General features: G+C 46.9%; 12 protein-coding genes. 3 read left to right on the plus strand and 9 right to left on the minus strand.

Translation table 11 applies throughout. The annotated features are described in order from the left end of the window. Positions 1-139 precede the first annotated feature (139 nt). The 5 genes from JC200_RS09080 to fabF all read right to left on the minus strand — a co-directional run bounded on the left by JC200_RS09080 (position 140) and on the right by fabF (position 6840). A complete protein-coding gene (locus JC200_RS09080) occupies positions 140-571 on the minus strand; it encodes a bleomycin resistance protein (protein ID WP_274435941.1) in 432 nt (143 codons plus the stop codon). A 230-nt stretch (positions 572-801) separates the two neighbouring features. After that, a complete protein-coding gene (locus JC200_RS09085) occupies positions 802-1284 on the minus strand; it encodes a hypothetical protein (RefSeq protein ID WP_274435942.1) in 483 nt (160 codons plus the stop codon). A gap of 436 nt (positions 1285-1720) precedes the next feature. Continuing rightward, positions 1721-2302 carry a hypothetical protein gene (locus tag JC200_RS09095; protein WP_274435944.1) on the minus strand — a complete coding sequence of 194 codons (582 nt, stop codon included), beginning with the start codon at positions 2300-2302 and terminating at the stop codon, positions 1721-1723. Between the two features lie 831 nt (positions 2303-3133). After that, positions 3134-4327, minus strand: coding sequence for an MFS transporter (locus JC200_RS09100; protein WP_274435945.1), 1194 nt, complete (start codon positions 4325-4327; stop codon positions 3134-3136). A 1277-nt stretch (positions 4328-5604) separates the two neighbouring features. Further along, positions 5605-6840: a beta-ketoacyl-ACP synthase II gene (gene fabF, locus JC200_RS09105; protein WP_274435947.1), complete on the minus strand. Its 1236-nt coding sequence runs from the start codon at positions 6838-6840 to the stop codon at positions 5605-5607. Positions 6841-6974: 134 nt separating this feature from the next. Here fabF and JC200_RS09110 point away from each other — a divergent pair, with 134 nt between their 5' ends. The 3 genes from JC200_RS09110 (at position 6975) to JC200_RS09120 (ending at position 10195) form a co-directional block, all read left to right on the plus strand. Then, entirely contained in the window at positions 6975-7808 is an 834-nt protein-coding gene (locus tag JC200_RS09110; RefSeq protein ID WP_274435948.1) for a helix-turn-helix transcriptional regulator, read from the plus strand. A gap of 810 nt (positions 7809-8618) precedes the next feature. Beyond that, positions 8619-9260 (plus strand): DUF4277 domain-containing protein, encoded by a 642-nt coding sequence (locus tag JC200_RS09115; protein ID WP_443111884.1) that lies wholly within the window; start codon positions 8619-8621, stop codon positions 9258-9260. Continuing rightward, the gene (locus JC200_RS09120; RefSeq protein WP_274436508.1) at positions 9209-10195 is read left to right on the plus strand and encodes an IS1634 family transposase; all 987 of its coding nucleotides are present in this window, start codon (positions 9209-9211) and stop codon (positions 10193-10195) included. Before JC200_RS09115 ends, JC200_RS09120 begins: the two co-directional genes overlap by 52 nt. 408 nt (positions 10196-10603) lie before the next feature. Here the strand turns inward: JC200_RS09120 and JC200_RS09125 are convergent, their stop codons facing one another. The 4 genes from JC200_RS09125 to JC200_RS09140 form a co-directional block, all read right to left on the minus strand. Further along, positions 10604-11632: a glycosyltransferase family 2 protein gene (locus JC200_RS09125; RefSeq protein ID WP_274435950.1), complete on the minus strand. Its 1029-nt coding sequence runs from the start codon at positions 11630-11632 to the stop codon at positions 10604-10606. A 161-nt stretch (positions 11633-11793) separates the two neighbouring features. After that, on the minus strand, positions 11794-12345 hold the full coding sequence (locus JC200_RS09130) for an EXPERA domain-containing protein (protein ID WP_274435951.1): 552 nt from the start codon (positions 12343-12345) through the stop codon (positions 11794-11796). A gap of 560 nt (positions 12346-12905) precedes the next feature. Then, a complete protein-coding gene (locus tag JC200_RS09135) occupies positions 12906-14936 on the minus strand; it encodes a TniQ family protein (RefSeq protein WP_274435952.1) in 2031 nt (676 codons plus the stop codon). 18 nt (positions 14937-14954) lie between these two features. After that, positions 14955-15806 (minus strand): hypothetical protein, encoded by an 852-nt coding sequence (locus JC200_RS09140; protein ID WP_274435953.1) that lies wholly within the window; start codon positions 15804-15806, stop codon positions 14955-14957. Positions 15807-15958: the final 152 nt, after the last annotated feature.

Here is a 15958-nt window from a genome sequence, read left to right on the forward strand (position 1 = left end):
ACAAATAGTAACTCACGCATCGTCTCCTGAACTTGCCTCTTCTCCAGTTCTCTTTCGCGTCGCAAACACCTTGCTTTCTCCCCCGCTCCAACGCTCGTGCCCAGTAACGCAAGACCGCCTCCAAAATGGAGGTGCATGTTCAGGTACTTTCAGCTGCTGTACTCAGTGATCGGGAACCAAGATGCTGTAAAAATCTGAGCAGATATCCATCGGGATCGACGATGAGCACCTCTTTGTTTCCTAACACCTCATCGTTCATACGATACCAATTTTCCTCTGGACCTAGTTTTATTGGATAGTGGTGGGACTTGACAGGTCTTAGCACGTCATCCAAGTCGTCCACTTGAAGAGCAAGGTTGATTCCCCGTCCGTAGGGGTATTCCAAGGGAGCCGTCTCCCAGTGACCATTCTGCTGTTCGATCATTATTTGGCTGCCTTGCAAACTAAGAAATGCAAAGCGATGTTCTGGTCTCTGAAAATCCACAGAGAACGGCAATACTTGAGTATAAAACGAGAGACTGCGCTGAAAATTAGACACGCTCAGTTCGGGGATTAAGCGGTTGAAATTCATATTGTTGAGCCACCTTCACTGTGTCGTACTCCTGCCCGATAGCGGCGTTTCGGCGTTGCCATCGGCAACGCATATCCATGCAGATTCAGGAACGCGCAGCTTGTGTAGACTCCCCCCCCCTTTAGCCCAATATCTTGGGGTTTGCTTCGTATTTGCTGGTTTGTCTGATTATCACTTTATGTCGAGGGACTACGTGTACTTCGGATATAAGTCGTTCTCATGAGGTCAAGTTAAAGGTCCAGCGCTCCTTTCTTCGACTCCGCTCTAGAAACGATGGAGAAGATATAGAAAGCAACTACAAACTCGACCATTACAACAAATACGCCAATCACATTAACAACTACATTGGCAGCAAACGTTTCAAAATTCATTGTCTTTTGATTGGGTATCAGAAGATAGGCATAATACCCGCTGCCGTGCATCCATGCTAAATAGCTCACGTATTTGAACACGGGAGCGGTCACGAAATATAAAAAGAAAACCCCGACTGCAATTACTATTTTCTTACCGATTAACAGTTGGTTGGCAGTATAGGCGCATAAGATTGGATTTGCAATCCACGCTATTAAAATCACAATGATTGAAATGACAGCAGTTGCAATACCAGTAGCGCTACCATGATATCTCACCAAATTCCAAACCGCAAAAGCAACGGCTAGATAAACCATTTGTAGGGCACCGACACTTAATGCGAGTCGTATGGGCCGCCTCATCGAACGCCTCCTCTGTGCAGCGCTGATATTCTGACAATAATGAAACTGTCACTCTGCTGACTTCGGGTTGGGTAGCTTGTCTGTAAACGCAAGTATCAGCGTCGCCAGAGGTCCAAGAATGATTGAGATACCAAACCAATTAAGCCCACTCCGATTTTTGCACTGAGCAATGTTGGCATTCACTAAAGTTAGAACGGCAGAGACCGCTCCATAAGTAGTCACGTGAACATGCATCCAAACACATCCTACCTTAATGAATCAACCTCAGTTTTTATGTAATACGTCTGCCCGTTAGTGCGGGAATGTTGAAGTTAGCGACTCCTCGCGACCCGAATAATTGAAGTGTCCCATTCGTATCTGGTGAAAACATGCGACTCGTTACGCCTGCGTACACAATGGAAATAGCGATGATGCGGACCAAGAATCGCAATAATAATTAGGACGCCGGATACCACCTGAGTTGGGAGGAATTAATTGTGTTCGTATTTTTCGGATATCCGTAGTAGTATAGTTCCTTTCCCTTGTTCGACAGCGCTACCGCCTGATAGTTTACAATAGTGCTCTTCCACGTAAAGACAATCGGATGACCCGGTGTAATTATTTTTTTCTGTATTTGTGAAGTTGGCCCGCCCTTAAGCGGACCTACTTCAATAGCTCGCACATGAGTGGTGGTAGTTTCTACGGCTAAAACGCCGAGCTGATGACCGTTCACATCGACGCTGGATCGACTGATAGTTTGCACTGGATCCGAAGTCTTGTTCGTCACGCCGGTTGCGAGCAAGTGCCAAAATAATCCCTGTCGCTGAACAACGGCAGTCACGTACCCTGAGTTCGTTTTGACGACGTAGACTTGAGCCCATCCAAAATTCAAATCATCGACAACAGTTGCATTCTTGCGGCTATGAAGCATCGGAAGCAAAGCACCTCTCGAAGTAAATGATCCGCCGAAAAACCGTACTCCCAGAGCGACAATGACCAGCACAGAGATCACAAGAGTTGTTCTGCGTATCACACGCAATGGATACCACCACCTTCTTAGGAAAAGCATCAAGCTGGCGTTGACGATAACCGCCCGTACGTCCCATATGCATCTGCCGATTTGCCCTGTATAGTCATGCGTAACACCATGGCCAGTCAACTCGCAGTTATTACACTGAACGCCGGTTGCCGAAGTTCCTCACAACAGAATTCCGTACCCGACTACAAGCACTTCTGGGCTAATCTCGACTTGTAAACATATGGCGTTGCCACCTCACACTGTGATTATACCTCACATTCTTATTTCATCCATAACTTGCTATTACGTGTTCCTAAGTTCCTACCTCATACTTACAGGAGTTCGCATGATGAAATTGGCATTGACATGACAATGGGCGGCCAATCGTGATCAATGTGAGTAATTACCTACTGTTCAATGGCGTGTGCTCAATCCAGGGGATTTTACCAGTCATGCCTTGGGGATGAACTGTCTATTACAACCGTCGGGGAATCGCCAACCGCACACGGCCCCCGTACAGGGCAATGCCGTTTTGTGTGTGTCTATCGAAGAACCAAAAGGGGCCAACGATGAAGGCTAACGGCTTCACTTTTGGGGTGAAAAAGCCACAAATGACCAATGAATTGACTTTGCATTTGGCGTTGTGATTGACTGTGATAAAAGACCTCTGAAAATGAGTAAAACACTTTCGAGAGGTCTTTTATCTAGTCCTTCAAATGAAAAGCTGGCCCGGCGAACCAGATTAAAACACTCTTGCTGACGAAGTTCCTTCTGTCGCTAACACCCCACGTTTAATACAACAACGGTTGTTGGGAGTACACTAAAATCAATCGGACCTTAAATCGCTTTTAGTCACCTTCGTCTCTTGTAAAGAAGAACCCCTATACTTGCCACGGAATTTACTACGCCGGTAATGATGTAGCCAACAGTGGGAGATGTTGATGCAACGCCTCCCGACATAACATTTCCGGTTCCTTGAAATAAGGAGCTTAGTCCGGCAGCTACAGTTTGAAATCTACCCATGATGGATGCTGGAACAGCTCTTTGCATGTACGTACCATAAAGTACGTATAACACTCCAAGGGCAAAGCTGGCTAGAAAGGACATAAGCAAAACTGAAAGGACCGAAACCCATGTTCCAATTTCGATGTACGCAATTGCCATTACCAATGTCATGGCTGCATAAGAAAAGGACAGCCACGTATCATGAATTTTTCTATTCACCCATGGAGCGACAAGACCTCCGAGCAGCTCCCCAATGTTTTGGGAAAGAACAGCAATGCTAAAGAACCAGGAACCATGAAATTCGTGAGTTACATACACCGGTAGCAAAACTCCTGTTGCTCCAAGGGAAAAGTATATCGCGGCGTCAATAATGAACATTTCGAAGAGTGTTGAATCAACCCGAAGAGTCCTCCATACAACTCTGAAGGAACTCATTGCATCATCGTCACTCCCGGTCCTGCCTTCTTCTTGATATAACTGAACTTTGCCAATCAGAATGATTGTCACGAGTGCAATAATGTAGGTTGTAGCATCTAACCAAAACGCCAAGCTATATAGTTCTGTCGTAATCAATGCTCCTCCCAAGGCAGTGCCAATCATCCCCCCGACGATTGATGTAGTTCTAAAAGCACTGTTTGCGATATCCAAGTTTTGTTCATCCACTATAGCAGGAAGATACAGAGATACCGTTGAGAACAGCAATGTCCATCCCGCCCCCAAAATCAAGGCGCATACAATGATCAGCAGAGGAACATCTTTCACAATCGGAATCAGCCCTGTTCCAAATGTACTGAGGAGAAGGCCAATAACCGTCGAACGGTACGCACCCATTCTGTCGATCTGATTACCCAAAATGGGGGCCAAAACCGTGCTTGGGATTTCACGAGCTACAAACACAACACCAATCAGCCATGGATTGTGTGAAACTCTGAGAATAAATAGTGGAAGCGCCACACTACTTACCGCACCACCTAAAGCAATAAAGGTGCCGCCTATAACAAAAAGACATACTCTTCGGTCCATCAGAAGGAGTTTGAGCATAGGAACTGATGTCCCCTTTCAAAATAAAACGACCGTAACAGAGAAACTCTGCTACGGTCGGGGATAAGAACCGTAAAGCTATTACCTATGCCCGTTGTTCGCTATGCATCACGAAAAATGGGCATACCTGTCCCCTGCGAACTCAGGGCGAACAAAAAATTCACATACAGTATCCGCAGGAACACGCATGCCCACCTCCTAGAACATTTTTGCACATAGAAGATATCACGTGGAGCTATTTTTGGCTATACGTCTACGCCAAGAACACCTGATGTGTCACCAACCCGCTCGTTGCTTGAATGACAACAACCTAAAGTCACTTCGAATGTAATTAATTTAACCACCCCGCCCACGTTTTCGAACATGGTTCAAATGATAGATGAGCTGGTCGGAATCCACCCACATGGTCCCAAAAGAGCGCTCTGCGAAGGACTGCGTTTCATAGCGTTCCGAGAATTCCAGACACCTGCAATAGAGCCATTCCAGCTTCAGATAGTAGGTCTTGGATCCGATTCCGAGGATTTCACACCCTTCTCACCGGTGTACGATTCAGCAAGAGCTTTGCAAAGGCGGGCAGGATGTCGCTGCGTTTCTGATGGTAGGAGAAGTTCTGGCGCTGTTCTAGAAGAACGTTGGTGATCTTCTTGCATGACTTACACTACCAATTTACGATTTGCCTGTACTGGTGCCTCGGCGATAAACCATCTCTGGCGCATCGAATGGTGCTGCTTCAGTAGACGGACATTCGGGTCCATGGAACTCATACTCCGGATCCATATCTTGAACGGCTGTGATCCTCGACAGACATGCAATTTCTTCGGCCACCGACCAATTTGATAATCGCCATGTAGTACATCCACCGGCAGTTCCGGTTGGTTTTATCGGATCCGAATTGCACTCGAATGCCCTGCCCTCATCACGTGCGCTCCCGATGATCTTGTAACGATACGGAGCGTGTCGCATCGGCTGCCAATTCGTACGCCATTTCCTGTGTCACTCACCTTTTCTGCACCCCGAAAGTGAACCCGTTACGATCAAGGCCCGGTCTCTTTTCTTTGGAGACAGAAGCACCACGAGAAAAGTGCAGCTCTGACAGAATTTCTACATACCCTTCCGATCCGTTTACGCGGATCTGCTGTCCGTCTTTAATTAACTTAGTAGCGTATTCTACCCCCGCCAAACTTGCATGTCCTAGAGCGGGTCAGGTATCCACCCCGTTACAGGAATAAGAAGACCAGACATGCATGTATTACATCACTTCGTGGAGTCCGCTGTTCTTAGTTAGACCACTTCTTAAACACAAGCACAGCATTGTGTCCTCCAAATCCGAAGGAATTGGATAAGCCGATGTTTAAGTCTGCCTGCCTGGCTTTCCACGGGACATAATCGAGATCACATTCTGCGTCCGGTGTATCCAAATTGATGGTAGGCGGAATCACATTGTCCTGAAGCGTTTTTGCAAGCGCCACAGCTTCCACGCCACCAGCAGCGCCAAGTGTATGTCCGACCATTGATTTGTTTGCACTTACAGCAAGGCGATACGCATGCGAGCCGAACAACCTCTTTATTGCACGGGTCTCGGACAAATCTCCAAGATGCGTACTTGTTGCATGGGCGTTGATATAGTCCACGTCTTGGATTTCAATCTGGGCGTCTTCTATCGCTGCCTTCATGGCCTGTGCCGCTCCTATTCCGTCGGGTTCCGTAGCGACCATGTGAAAAGCATCGGAAGAAGAGCCATATCCAATCACTTCTGCGTAAATGTGAGCAGCACGTCGCCGCGCATGACTTAGAGTTTCCAGTGCCAGAACTCCAGCTCCTTCGGATGCCACAAATCCATCTCTGTCTTTATCGAAAGGACGGCTTGCCAGTTCGGGTTCAGCGTTACGCGTAGATATAACGGTGGAGTTCCCAAATCCTGCGTAAGTCAGCTCCGTCATGACAGCTTCTGTGCCGCCAGCTAGCACGATGTCTGCCTTACCGTACTGCAGTAATCGGTAAGCTTCCCCAATGGCAATATTTCCAGTGGCACAAGCCGCAACCGGGGCTAGGCATGGTCCTTTAATTCCATAATGAATGCTGACTTGTCCAGCAGCCATGTTCGGAATCATCATGGGAACCATCGTCGGACTCACCCGATTCGGTCCACGTTGCAACAATATTTCATGATTCGTAAGTAGCGTTTGAATGCCACCGATACCACTCCCGATATACACCCCCACTCTTTCAAGGTTCTCGGCGTTGAAATCCAATTTTGCGTCCGTCACCGCTTCCTCAGTTGCAGCCATGGCAAACTGGCAAAAACGATCCATGCGACGAACCTCACGTCCAAACATTGACTCGGGGTCAAAGCCACGCACGACTCCGCCAATTTTCGATTTTGACCGGGAAGCATCAAATGTATCAACCATAGATATTCCTGACTTGCCATGAACCAGTGCATCCCAGAATGTAGCCACATCGTTTCCGAGTGGGGTGATTACGCCCATGCCCGTAATGACAACCCGTTCCACCGAAACACCTCCATTGTTAACGCTCATATCGCGATCATGCCACGACTCATTATCCTAATACAGATGTGCATTTATCCTGGTATAATGAGTGATATGATGTACGATACCACTGCGAAACGAGGAAACTTCAGTCCATGAGTGACTCTTCACGTCATCAGTCCTTGTCCGATTTTCTAAGGACCCATAGAGCGAAGTTGCAACCAGATTCGGTTGGTTTACCGGTCGGAAAGAGAAGACGCACACCAGGACTCCGAAGAGAGGAAGTTGCTCAATTAGCAGGGGTGAGTACTACGTGGTACACGTGGCTTGAACAAGGTCGTGACATCTCGGTATCGGCACAGGTTCTGGACAGCATTGCTAGTGCTTTACGTTTCAATGATGATGAACGTAGGTACCTGTATGTCCTTGCAACGGGTCACACGGAGCATGTGGCAATCAATCCCGCCCCCCCAACAATAAGCCCAGCGGTGCGACTCATCATTGACCAACTTGAACACTACCCGACAATCGTATCGGACAGACGGTGTAATGTGGTTGCATGGAACCAAGCTGCTGCTGAAGTTTTTATTGACTTCGGCAAGGTGCCGGCCGAAGAGCGTAATATCATCTGGCTGCTGTTTACGAGGAAGGAATTTAAGGCTTTAGCTTCAAACTGGACTGACTTCATTCGTGGGTTCGTGGCAATGTTCCGTTCATATTACGGTCAGTATATCGGTGATCCTTGGTATAACGAGTTTATCGAGATGATCCAAAGCCGAAATTCGGAATTTTTGACCTTTTGGAATCATAATGAAGTCAATGCTGCACCGGATGTCTCCATCGAATTTCGACATGCGAGAGCAGGTAAAATGTTGTTTGACTTAACAAGCCTCCAATTGCAAGGAAGCCATGACTTGCGCTGCAGCATCTACACTCCGTCGGTTGGTTCGGATACGGAAGAGAAAATCGTCCACTTAATTCATGGGTAGTCTAGGCGCTTGCTATCCCTTATGTGAAGTAAGTATCGACCGGACGGCGTTGTTCTCAAGCGTGCCCGTTTAGTAGGTACGCCATTAAATATTTAATGCGATCTGATCTGGGACTAACGCCGCCGTATGTTCGATAAGAACGGCACCTTGCCGACAGACGTGCAATATCGCACATTTGTCCCGCAACCGCCGCGAAAGTCAGGGTATATGGAATCTACCCATTCCTGGTCGGGTCATCGCGTTGTGCCAGAGTATCCCTAATTGCACCACCTGCTTTTTCAACATACATGACTTGGAAATTCGGGTCTGACTTGTACGATCGGTATTTAGCCGCAATGGATGATAAGCTGGATTTTAACCGAGAAAAGTAGACTGCATCAAGCTGCGGAGCATTGTGGTTATTAGGGTATATAGCGCCAAAAGGTTATCCAAGACCTAGCTAGGTTGACAGTATGGCTGTCTACATTCTGTGTACGAGGAGGCAAGATATTCATATCAATGACAGTCAGCCCATTATAAATCTGTTGAAGGTCCTGGTCAGACAATCCCTGACTAAGCAGTTCAGGATACATGTTCCCCCACAATTCATACAACTGTCCCACGTCGACTTTGACATTGACATTGACTTCATAGGGCTTTCTCCAAGGGATTTGTCGGATTTGGTGTAGCCTGCTTCATATCCATCTGAGTCTTAGCTAGGACATTGGAAAATTCCGCCACATCGCTATCCACACGCTTTAACGTTTCTTGGTGAAATCTATACCTCCGGCGATTCCCATAGACAAACTTGCGGCCCGTGACGATTGTAAATTGTCTGTCGGGACGCGACTCAAGGCCTTACTCATCAATATTGGCACGGACCGCAAAGCCTTGTATAAGGTGCAGGAATTCTATGAAGAACGTGATGTGGAAGTCCTGCTCGGCGAGGGTGTGTCTTTCGCTGACCTCAACGATGACGCGCTTGGCCGCGCCCTCGACATCCTGTACGATCTTGACCTCGATACAGTGTATCCACAAATCGCCCTAGCCACAGTCAAGCAATTGTGGATCATCGAACAGTTCGATGACTTGTTACCTGTGCATGCGGACACGACATCCCTCACCCTTTTTGGCGGTTATCCGGAGCCAAACACTTCGGAACAGAGCGATTCGAATCAGGATAGTTTTGCAATCGCACGCGGGTATTCAAAGGCGCATAGACCTGACCTCAAGCAAATCATCTTTGGGCTGTGCACCCTCAAGGGGGTACCCTTGTGTGCCAACGTGGACAAAGGCAACCAGGACGACCATACATGGAACAAGGAAAACGTCCCAAGGCTGTTCAATCTGCTTGACGAGCAGACTCAAGAAAAACTGCTGTATATCGCCGACGGAATCTGGAACTCTTTGCGAAAGATGAGATACACTTTGTCTCTCGGCTCCCTTCGAGCGTCAAGTTGTGTGCGGACTTGAAACGCGCTGCGTGGGAGAAGGAAACGGCGTGGCAGGACATCGGGCAGACCGCCATTTCAAGCAACGCCTCGACCTACAAGATTCAGTCGTTTCGCCGTGAGTTGTATGGGCGGACATACCGATTCATCGTGGTGCGCTCGACGGGCCTGACGGCTCAGAAAGAGCATAAGTTGGAGGATGTACTGGGTCGGGAGAAAGACACCTTGACCAAGGCAATAGAGAAGGCCCGTAAGGCTGTCTACAATTGTGAAGGGGACGCCAGGACGGCTGGAGAAGCATTTGCCCATGAACACAGAAAAGCTCTGCACGAGTTAAAAGTGTCGGTCATCGCACAACAGGTGCAGGAGAAGCGGGCACATAAAGGCCGGCCGCGTAAGGACGAACCCGCACCAGGAATGCACATAGAATACCATTTGGCAATCGACCTTGTCGCACCGGACGAGCAAGTGCTTCGGGAGTGGCGAGAGCGCGAAGAAACATTTGTCCTATTAACGGATATCCGGGATGACAAACGGGTTTCAGATGAACAAGTGCTCCGTCTATATAAGGACCAGATTGAAGTGGAGAATGGTTTCAAGCATCTCAAAAGCCCATACCATGTGGGGCCTGTGTTCCTACACAACCAGACGCGGGTGAAAGCATTCGCCTACGTCATGCTTCTTTCACAGTTGCTGTATGCCTCGTTCGAGTACATTCTACGCGAACAGATGGCCAAAGAAACGAAGCCGCTGATTCTACCTGGCAAGCGCAAGAGCATGCGCCCCACGGGCGTTTCAGTGTTGGAAATGTTGGAGACGATGCAAACGGTATGGCTCCGCGATGAAAACGACTGGCAGCGGATGACGGCCAGACCACACAATGACCAAATAGAACGAGTTCTGGGGCTGCTTGGGTTTGATTTAAGCATCTACAGCACAGTTCGGAAAAACGGATAACCAATGACAGTATCAGCACGACCTTGACTTCCATATCTGATCATTTTATACAATGAACGTGGTTTCATGTTGACTGGATATGCCTTTCGCCCGCCCGTATTATTTTACCTTATGCGCCAACTCGAATTACCAATTCGGACCCTGCCGGAAGGCGCGGAAAATCCGATATAGGTGATAAAGTAGACATTTATCAGAAAAAACAGAACGAAAGCGAAGTCGTACCAGCGATGTCGAAGCGGAACCACGGTGTCCAGATTATTCAGTACGTCTGTTCTAAGAGAGAGGTCAGTATGTATGCATCGACTCACCTCGACCTTTCAGTAGCATAATAAGTCTGCAAATTCCAATACGCTTGAGATTCGTCTTCAGACTTATGGATGTTGAGATGGCAGGAGAGAAGTTGACTTGTCATTGAGTTCCACCACGTCCTATGTCGATATACCGTCCTTTCCACATGACCCTCCTTCGAATGAACGACTGGTACACCGAAAGCACCAGAATTACAAAGAAAAAGAGGGTGGAGAGAAAATGGAGAATAGGATGAACCACGCCGAAGCTACCGATATAACGGTTAAAATAGAAAAATTGAAGCACGTATAACGAGTAGGCTATGAGCAATGGCACGAAGTACGGTGTACCGATGAAGAACAAAAATGAATCCGCTGCAATCAGGCAGACAATCCAGAGAACCATAGGTATGATTGTCAGGATGCGAAAGGATGCCGTACCTAAGGCCACTTCTTTCGAAAATCCCTCCACTTCACTTTTCATACCGTCAGGATACATCCGGAATTGAATGACCTCTCCGCCAATGTAATTCGTCACTCGAATTCCTGCTTGCTGGAAACGTTCACCCAAACTCATGTCATCCAGCAATTTCGAACGGATGCTGCGATGTCCGTCAATGGTGTCGTAGTCTTTTCTTGTTGTGACAATGCACGCTCCGAAAAGACCTTTTCTTCGATTGGACCTTTCAAAAGGGGAGGCAAAAGCAAATACCATCAGCATGTTCAGCAGCATCGCGAATTTTTCATAGAAGTGATGGGCTTGATGGTATGGGAGGACGGAGATTACTCCTCCTTGTCGTTGCCGTTCCGAGACTAAAGTTTGAAGAGCATTGCGGTGAAGCCGGACATCTGCATCAAGAAACACCAGGATTTCTCCTCGCGAATGCAGGTATCCATTCCACAACGCCCAGTTCTTACCCGTCCAATCCTCTGGGAGAGCCGGTGCTGATAATACTGTGACGCCGTAACTTTCTGCGATTGCTTTGGTTTGGTCGTCAGAATGGTCATCAATGACGATGACCTCGTCAGGCCGAATCGCCTGTTCAAAAATCGAGTTCAGCAATGGGGCAATATTTAACTCTTCGTTTCTGACAGGAATGAGCACGGATATGCTCCCTTGCTTCGCGGAGCTACCGTTTAGTGCCTTCATGACGGTCCCCCTGAACAGAACCGTTCCAGCTATGAGTCCCAACAAGATGACGATCAATATGACCACGACAATATCCGTCCTTTCCTGACATCAAATGAAAACTACCAGTACACTCGCCCTGTCCCAGTTGAGATCAACTCTCTCATGGCAACAGAACCTGTTCAAACCCTCCGCTTAAACGGGTTGTCTGTCGGGATCATGCGGACCAAGAGTGCAAGCGGAATTAAGATATAAGGTGAGTAGACACCCAGCACGACTAGGGGGTGCGGGGTCGGCGTAGCGCCACCCATCTCCTCGAACATGATAACAGTGAGATTCGTTAACATAACGGACGAGTAAATGATGGCAGGAATACGGATCCAGTTTCGGCCTCTGACAAACGCGTAGGTGGCAAGCACATAAAATGGACCGAAGCCGAGCACGTCAATCCAAATGGTTGCCTTCCACCACGCGGCTCGCGCCATGAGGTCGGGGTCATACAATGCCCCGTAATGATGAACCATGCGAATGAAAAACATGGGCGGCCAAGCGGGAGGGTTAAAGTGATAGGGGTTTGAAACAATAATCTGTTCGATATCGATGATGTATGTGACAAAGCAGACATTGATGAGAAAAAAGAACACGAACACGACATCGTACCAGCGCTGTCGAAACGGAATCACAATTTCCCTATCGCTCTGTACGCGGGTTCCTAAAGAGAGATTAGTAGACACGTATGCACCTCGACCGTTAGCAATTTTGTAATCTGGATACCCGTTTCACAAAGCCATAAACGTTTGAGTTAGACCACTGGGTTTGCATACTCCAGGAAATCTACTAGAATTTTCTGTACAATTCTGACGGTGTGTTGTATGGTTAGACCCCCTCTGACGAGATCATTCGTTGCAGTCACTGAATCACACGACAGTTTATCACGCTCAGATTTGCGTTTTCTTAACAAAGTATTAAGGCGTATTTCATCAGCAACGGTTCGCAACCCTGGTCCCTCTGTACGCTACAACGGAACCTTCAAGGACCGTTACTCAGCCCGTAAAAACAGCAGCTTCTCCGCGTGATACGGAAAAGCTGCTGCTGCACCTAACTCAATCATTGACGTAAAGCTGTCTCAGCCATGTCGTACAGTGACTCAATCGCAGACGTAATTGTGAGGGATAACTTCAAATGGCATAAAAAGCGCCTGATTCCAGGGTGTTTTTTGATGTAAAATGGCATTGTCAATATCGTAAAATGACATAAAGCGTAATTTGTATAACATAAACCGGCATAAATCGTTTTACTTATTGCGAGCAAACACACGCCCTGTACGGAATCTGAGCTTTGCGTCATTGATTGCCTTTACGACCTCAGAATATGTATATAACTGTTTATAAGAAATACCTGTAAAATTCGCTATTTTCTGGACAGTTACATGTTCCTCGGTTACCGCTAGCTGTTCTATGGCCATACGGACTTCAGCCATCATAAATTCCTTTCGCTCAGCAATGCGACGTGCCGCATCCTGTTTAGCAAGAAGGGCTATCCACCGAGTGACTCTACTGTGGTTCCGACTCATGTACTTATGAGTACGTCCCATGTGCAAGCATACATCCATTACCGTAAATGGTTCACTTCGCATCTGCTTGTCCCGAACGAAATCTCGAATTTTCGTTCTTAGTTCTTTGCGTTCTTGTTTTATTGCACATGATCTTTGTTCGGCTTGGGCCTGCAATATCATTTCTTTGAAGGGGCTGGTTGATAACAATTGAACGTTAATTGCAAGCGACATAGCTAAATCTGCAAACGTAATCCTATTCGTGCTAGCCTTGCATGTGTGTAACAATCGACTGAGTCTATCACGAAGCAGTGGTGACATCCGGTTCTCGTCTTTATGAGCTGATATTCTCTTAGCTTGTTCGGAAAACAAGTAATCTTGTACTTTTGGGGATGCCATGTAGTAATAAAAGGTTTTACGGTCCCATCCAAATAGAGACCTGGCCCGTGTGACGCCCTCTAAAGGATGATTGCCGATCTGCTTTATACAATCCACAATATCTTCCGGTTCCTCATCAACTGAGTATACAGCCATCAACTTTTTGTTCAACATCTTGTAATAGGCTAAATAGCCCATAATTCGACTAACGACGAATGGATGAAACCCAAGAACTTCCCGAATTCTTCTTTGTGTCATTCCCTGGTTCAGGAGATTACGGACATTCTCTATAGAACTGATGTCGTCACAGGCCCGGCCGACAACATTTTCCCAGTTACCACCCTTTATTCCGTATTTCATATAGCAACCAGTACATATATATGGGGGATAATAAAAAGCCCCATTCCCTTTGAAGCCATTTTTCCACGTAACGCGCCTAAGCCCATTACCCGTTCCATAATATTTGCACCAGGACGCCAAGCAACATCCAACTGTTGTATCCGAAAGTTGAATTGATTTTACGAATGAATCGGGAACGTTCACATTCTTAAGCGTAGTTATTGAAATACCGGCGGCACGGATGAAACTAAGAAATTTTTCGATGCTTATCCATCGGGGATTATCCCTGTCGCTGATCATGCGAACAAGACCATTTGATAGTTCTCTCTCAAGTTGTACCTCTTTGGGGCTATTTTGTGATACATATAACATCGTGATGGCCAATGATTTTTCGTTTGAGTAGCTTGTAATCGGCTGTACGAGATTACCTTCCTCAAATGAAAGCAACTGTCTCCACTCGGAATATTTTCTCCTTTGATACTCAAGTTTGTCCTGCTCCAACTCAACTATTTGTCCCAGCCGAGTCTTCATACTGGTTCCGCAAAAATGGCACGTACATGTGGCCATAGAATCGGATATAAACGGTTGGTCAGATAAGCAAGTTGGGCATGCGGTGCTTAACCGTACCCCATGTCGGTCACAGATCACAATTTCCTTTATTTGCCAAATGAGTTTGTATACCCCTTCTTCTCGAAGACATTCAGTACAAAATCGACGTATACGTTTGTCCGTAGAAACCTGCATAACTGAACGATATTTTTCCGTTGAATCAACTTCATCTAAAAACTTGGTGTAAACGGGATGAAAAGTCATGGTATATAAGGTTTGTGTCATTGCATTAACTAGTTCTGAAAGCAGTGATAGGTCAATTATACGTTCTGGTAAAATGTCAAGATGATGAGCTTTGTCTCTCGCGTAAACCGGATTACCAGTGCTTATTAGCTTGAATAGCTGACGATAGTTGATGAGATTTTTGTGGGCCACACGTACTAAAAACCCACTTAATGATTCTCCAGATTTCGGTACGGGACGTATGCTAAATCTCTTCAACCCCATTTGTGTATGGCCTCACTCTCAAAATTCTTCATCGTAGTTCAGGGAGTCATTTATTATCCTACACTTCCGGTTGTGCTGTATGATCCGTTCATAAATATAAGTCGTAAGTTCAGGCGCAATTCTCCAAAGACCTGTACGGTTTATTCTACATGAATTATACAGAGCATTAGAGGTTACCGTTGTGTTTGAATTTTGGAGCAAGAATTCTTCAACTTTTTTATATATCAAATCTTTTCTATGCTGGACTCTATTCTCCCATTGGATTTGCTTCGCCTCCGCGATGAGGTCGTTGCATCCCCAATGCCGAATCGTCTCCGGACAAACGCCTACAATTTCACAAACCGACGCAAGTGTAATATCCTCATTCTTTTCCAACAAATCCTCTACCACCTCACGGACTATTTCACGTTTTATTGCACTATTGGTCCGCTTAGATGGCCGAGGCCGCTTCATCTCAATCAAAGCACGCATGACCTCTGGATGGAATCGATAAACGAGAAACTGCTGATAGCTCTCCCAGCAATTCCACTGCTGAATGGCCTTCAATTTCGCTCCTTTACAAATATCGTTGAGAACTCGGTCAAGCAACGCATTGTCAATCTCAACCAAAGCCCCACTCCATTCATAGGGTTCCATCCGTGTGCAGAAATAAGCTAAGCATCGGCGGGTTTTGTCCTCAGTGAATCCGATACTACGTGCCAGATCCTTCATCCCGCTCAGTGGATTACCCGCACTCCGAAGTGACTGATATCCTTCAATGAAATAAGTCCGCTCTTTAAGTACTCCCTCTTCATCGACGGCGTATTCACACCCGCACTCCGTACAGGCGAGATAATACAACAACGTCTCACCGGATTTACGCCGTTTCAACGTCGTTCCCGTTCTCACGAGTGTACCCGGCTGCTGATACCCGTTACACCAAGGAGCAAGACAACATAATTGTTCGGCTCTCCTAACTACTCCTTGTCTCAATGACTTCACGAAACTGTCCGGAACGGTGACCCGAAGAAATTCGTCCATGG

The sequence above is a fragment of the Alicyclobacillus sp. ALC3 genome, from assembly GCF_028751195.1.
Taxonomy (GTDB): domain Bacteria; phylum Bacillota; class Bacilli; order Alicyclobacillales; family Alicyclobacillaceae; genus Alicyclobacillus_L.

Bases quoted from the DNA above. Each gene is read 5' to 3' on its own strand.
- JC200_RS09080 (WP_274435941.1), bottom strand. From the start codon at position 571: ATGAATTTCAACCGCTTAATCCCCGAACTGAGCGTGTCTAATTTTCAG.
- JC200_RS09110 (WP_274435948.1), top strand. From the start codon at position 6,975: ATGAGTGACTCTTCACGTCATCAGTCCTTGTCCGATTTTCTAAGGACC.
- JC200_RS09135 (WP_274435952.1), bottom strand. From the start codon at position 14,936: ATGGGGTTGAAGAGATTTAGCATACGTCCCGTACCGAAATCTGGAGAA.
- JC200_RS09085 (WP_274435942.1), bottom strand. From the start codon at position 1,284: ATGAGGCGGCCCATACGACTCGCATTAAGTGTCGGTGCCCTACAAATG.
- JC200_RS09125 (WP_274435950.1), bottom strand. From the start codon at position 11,632: ATGAAGGCACTAAACGGTAGCTCCGCGAAGCAAGGGAGCATATCCGTG.
- JC200_RS09100 (WP_274435945.1), bottom strand. From the start codon at position 4,327: ATGCTCAAACTCCTTCTGATGGACCGAAGAGTATGTCTTTTTGTTATA.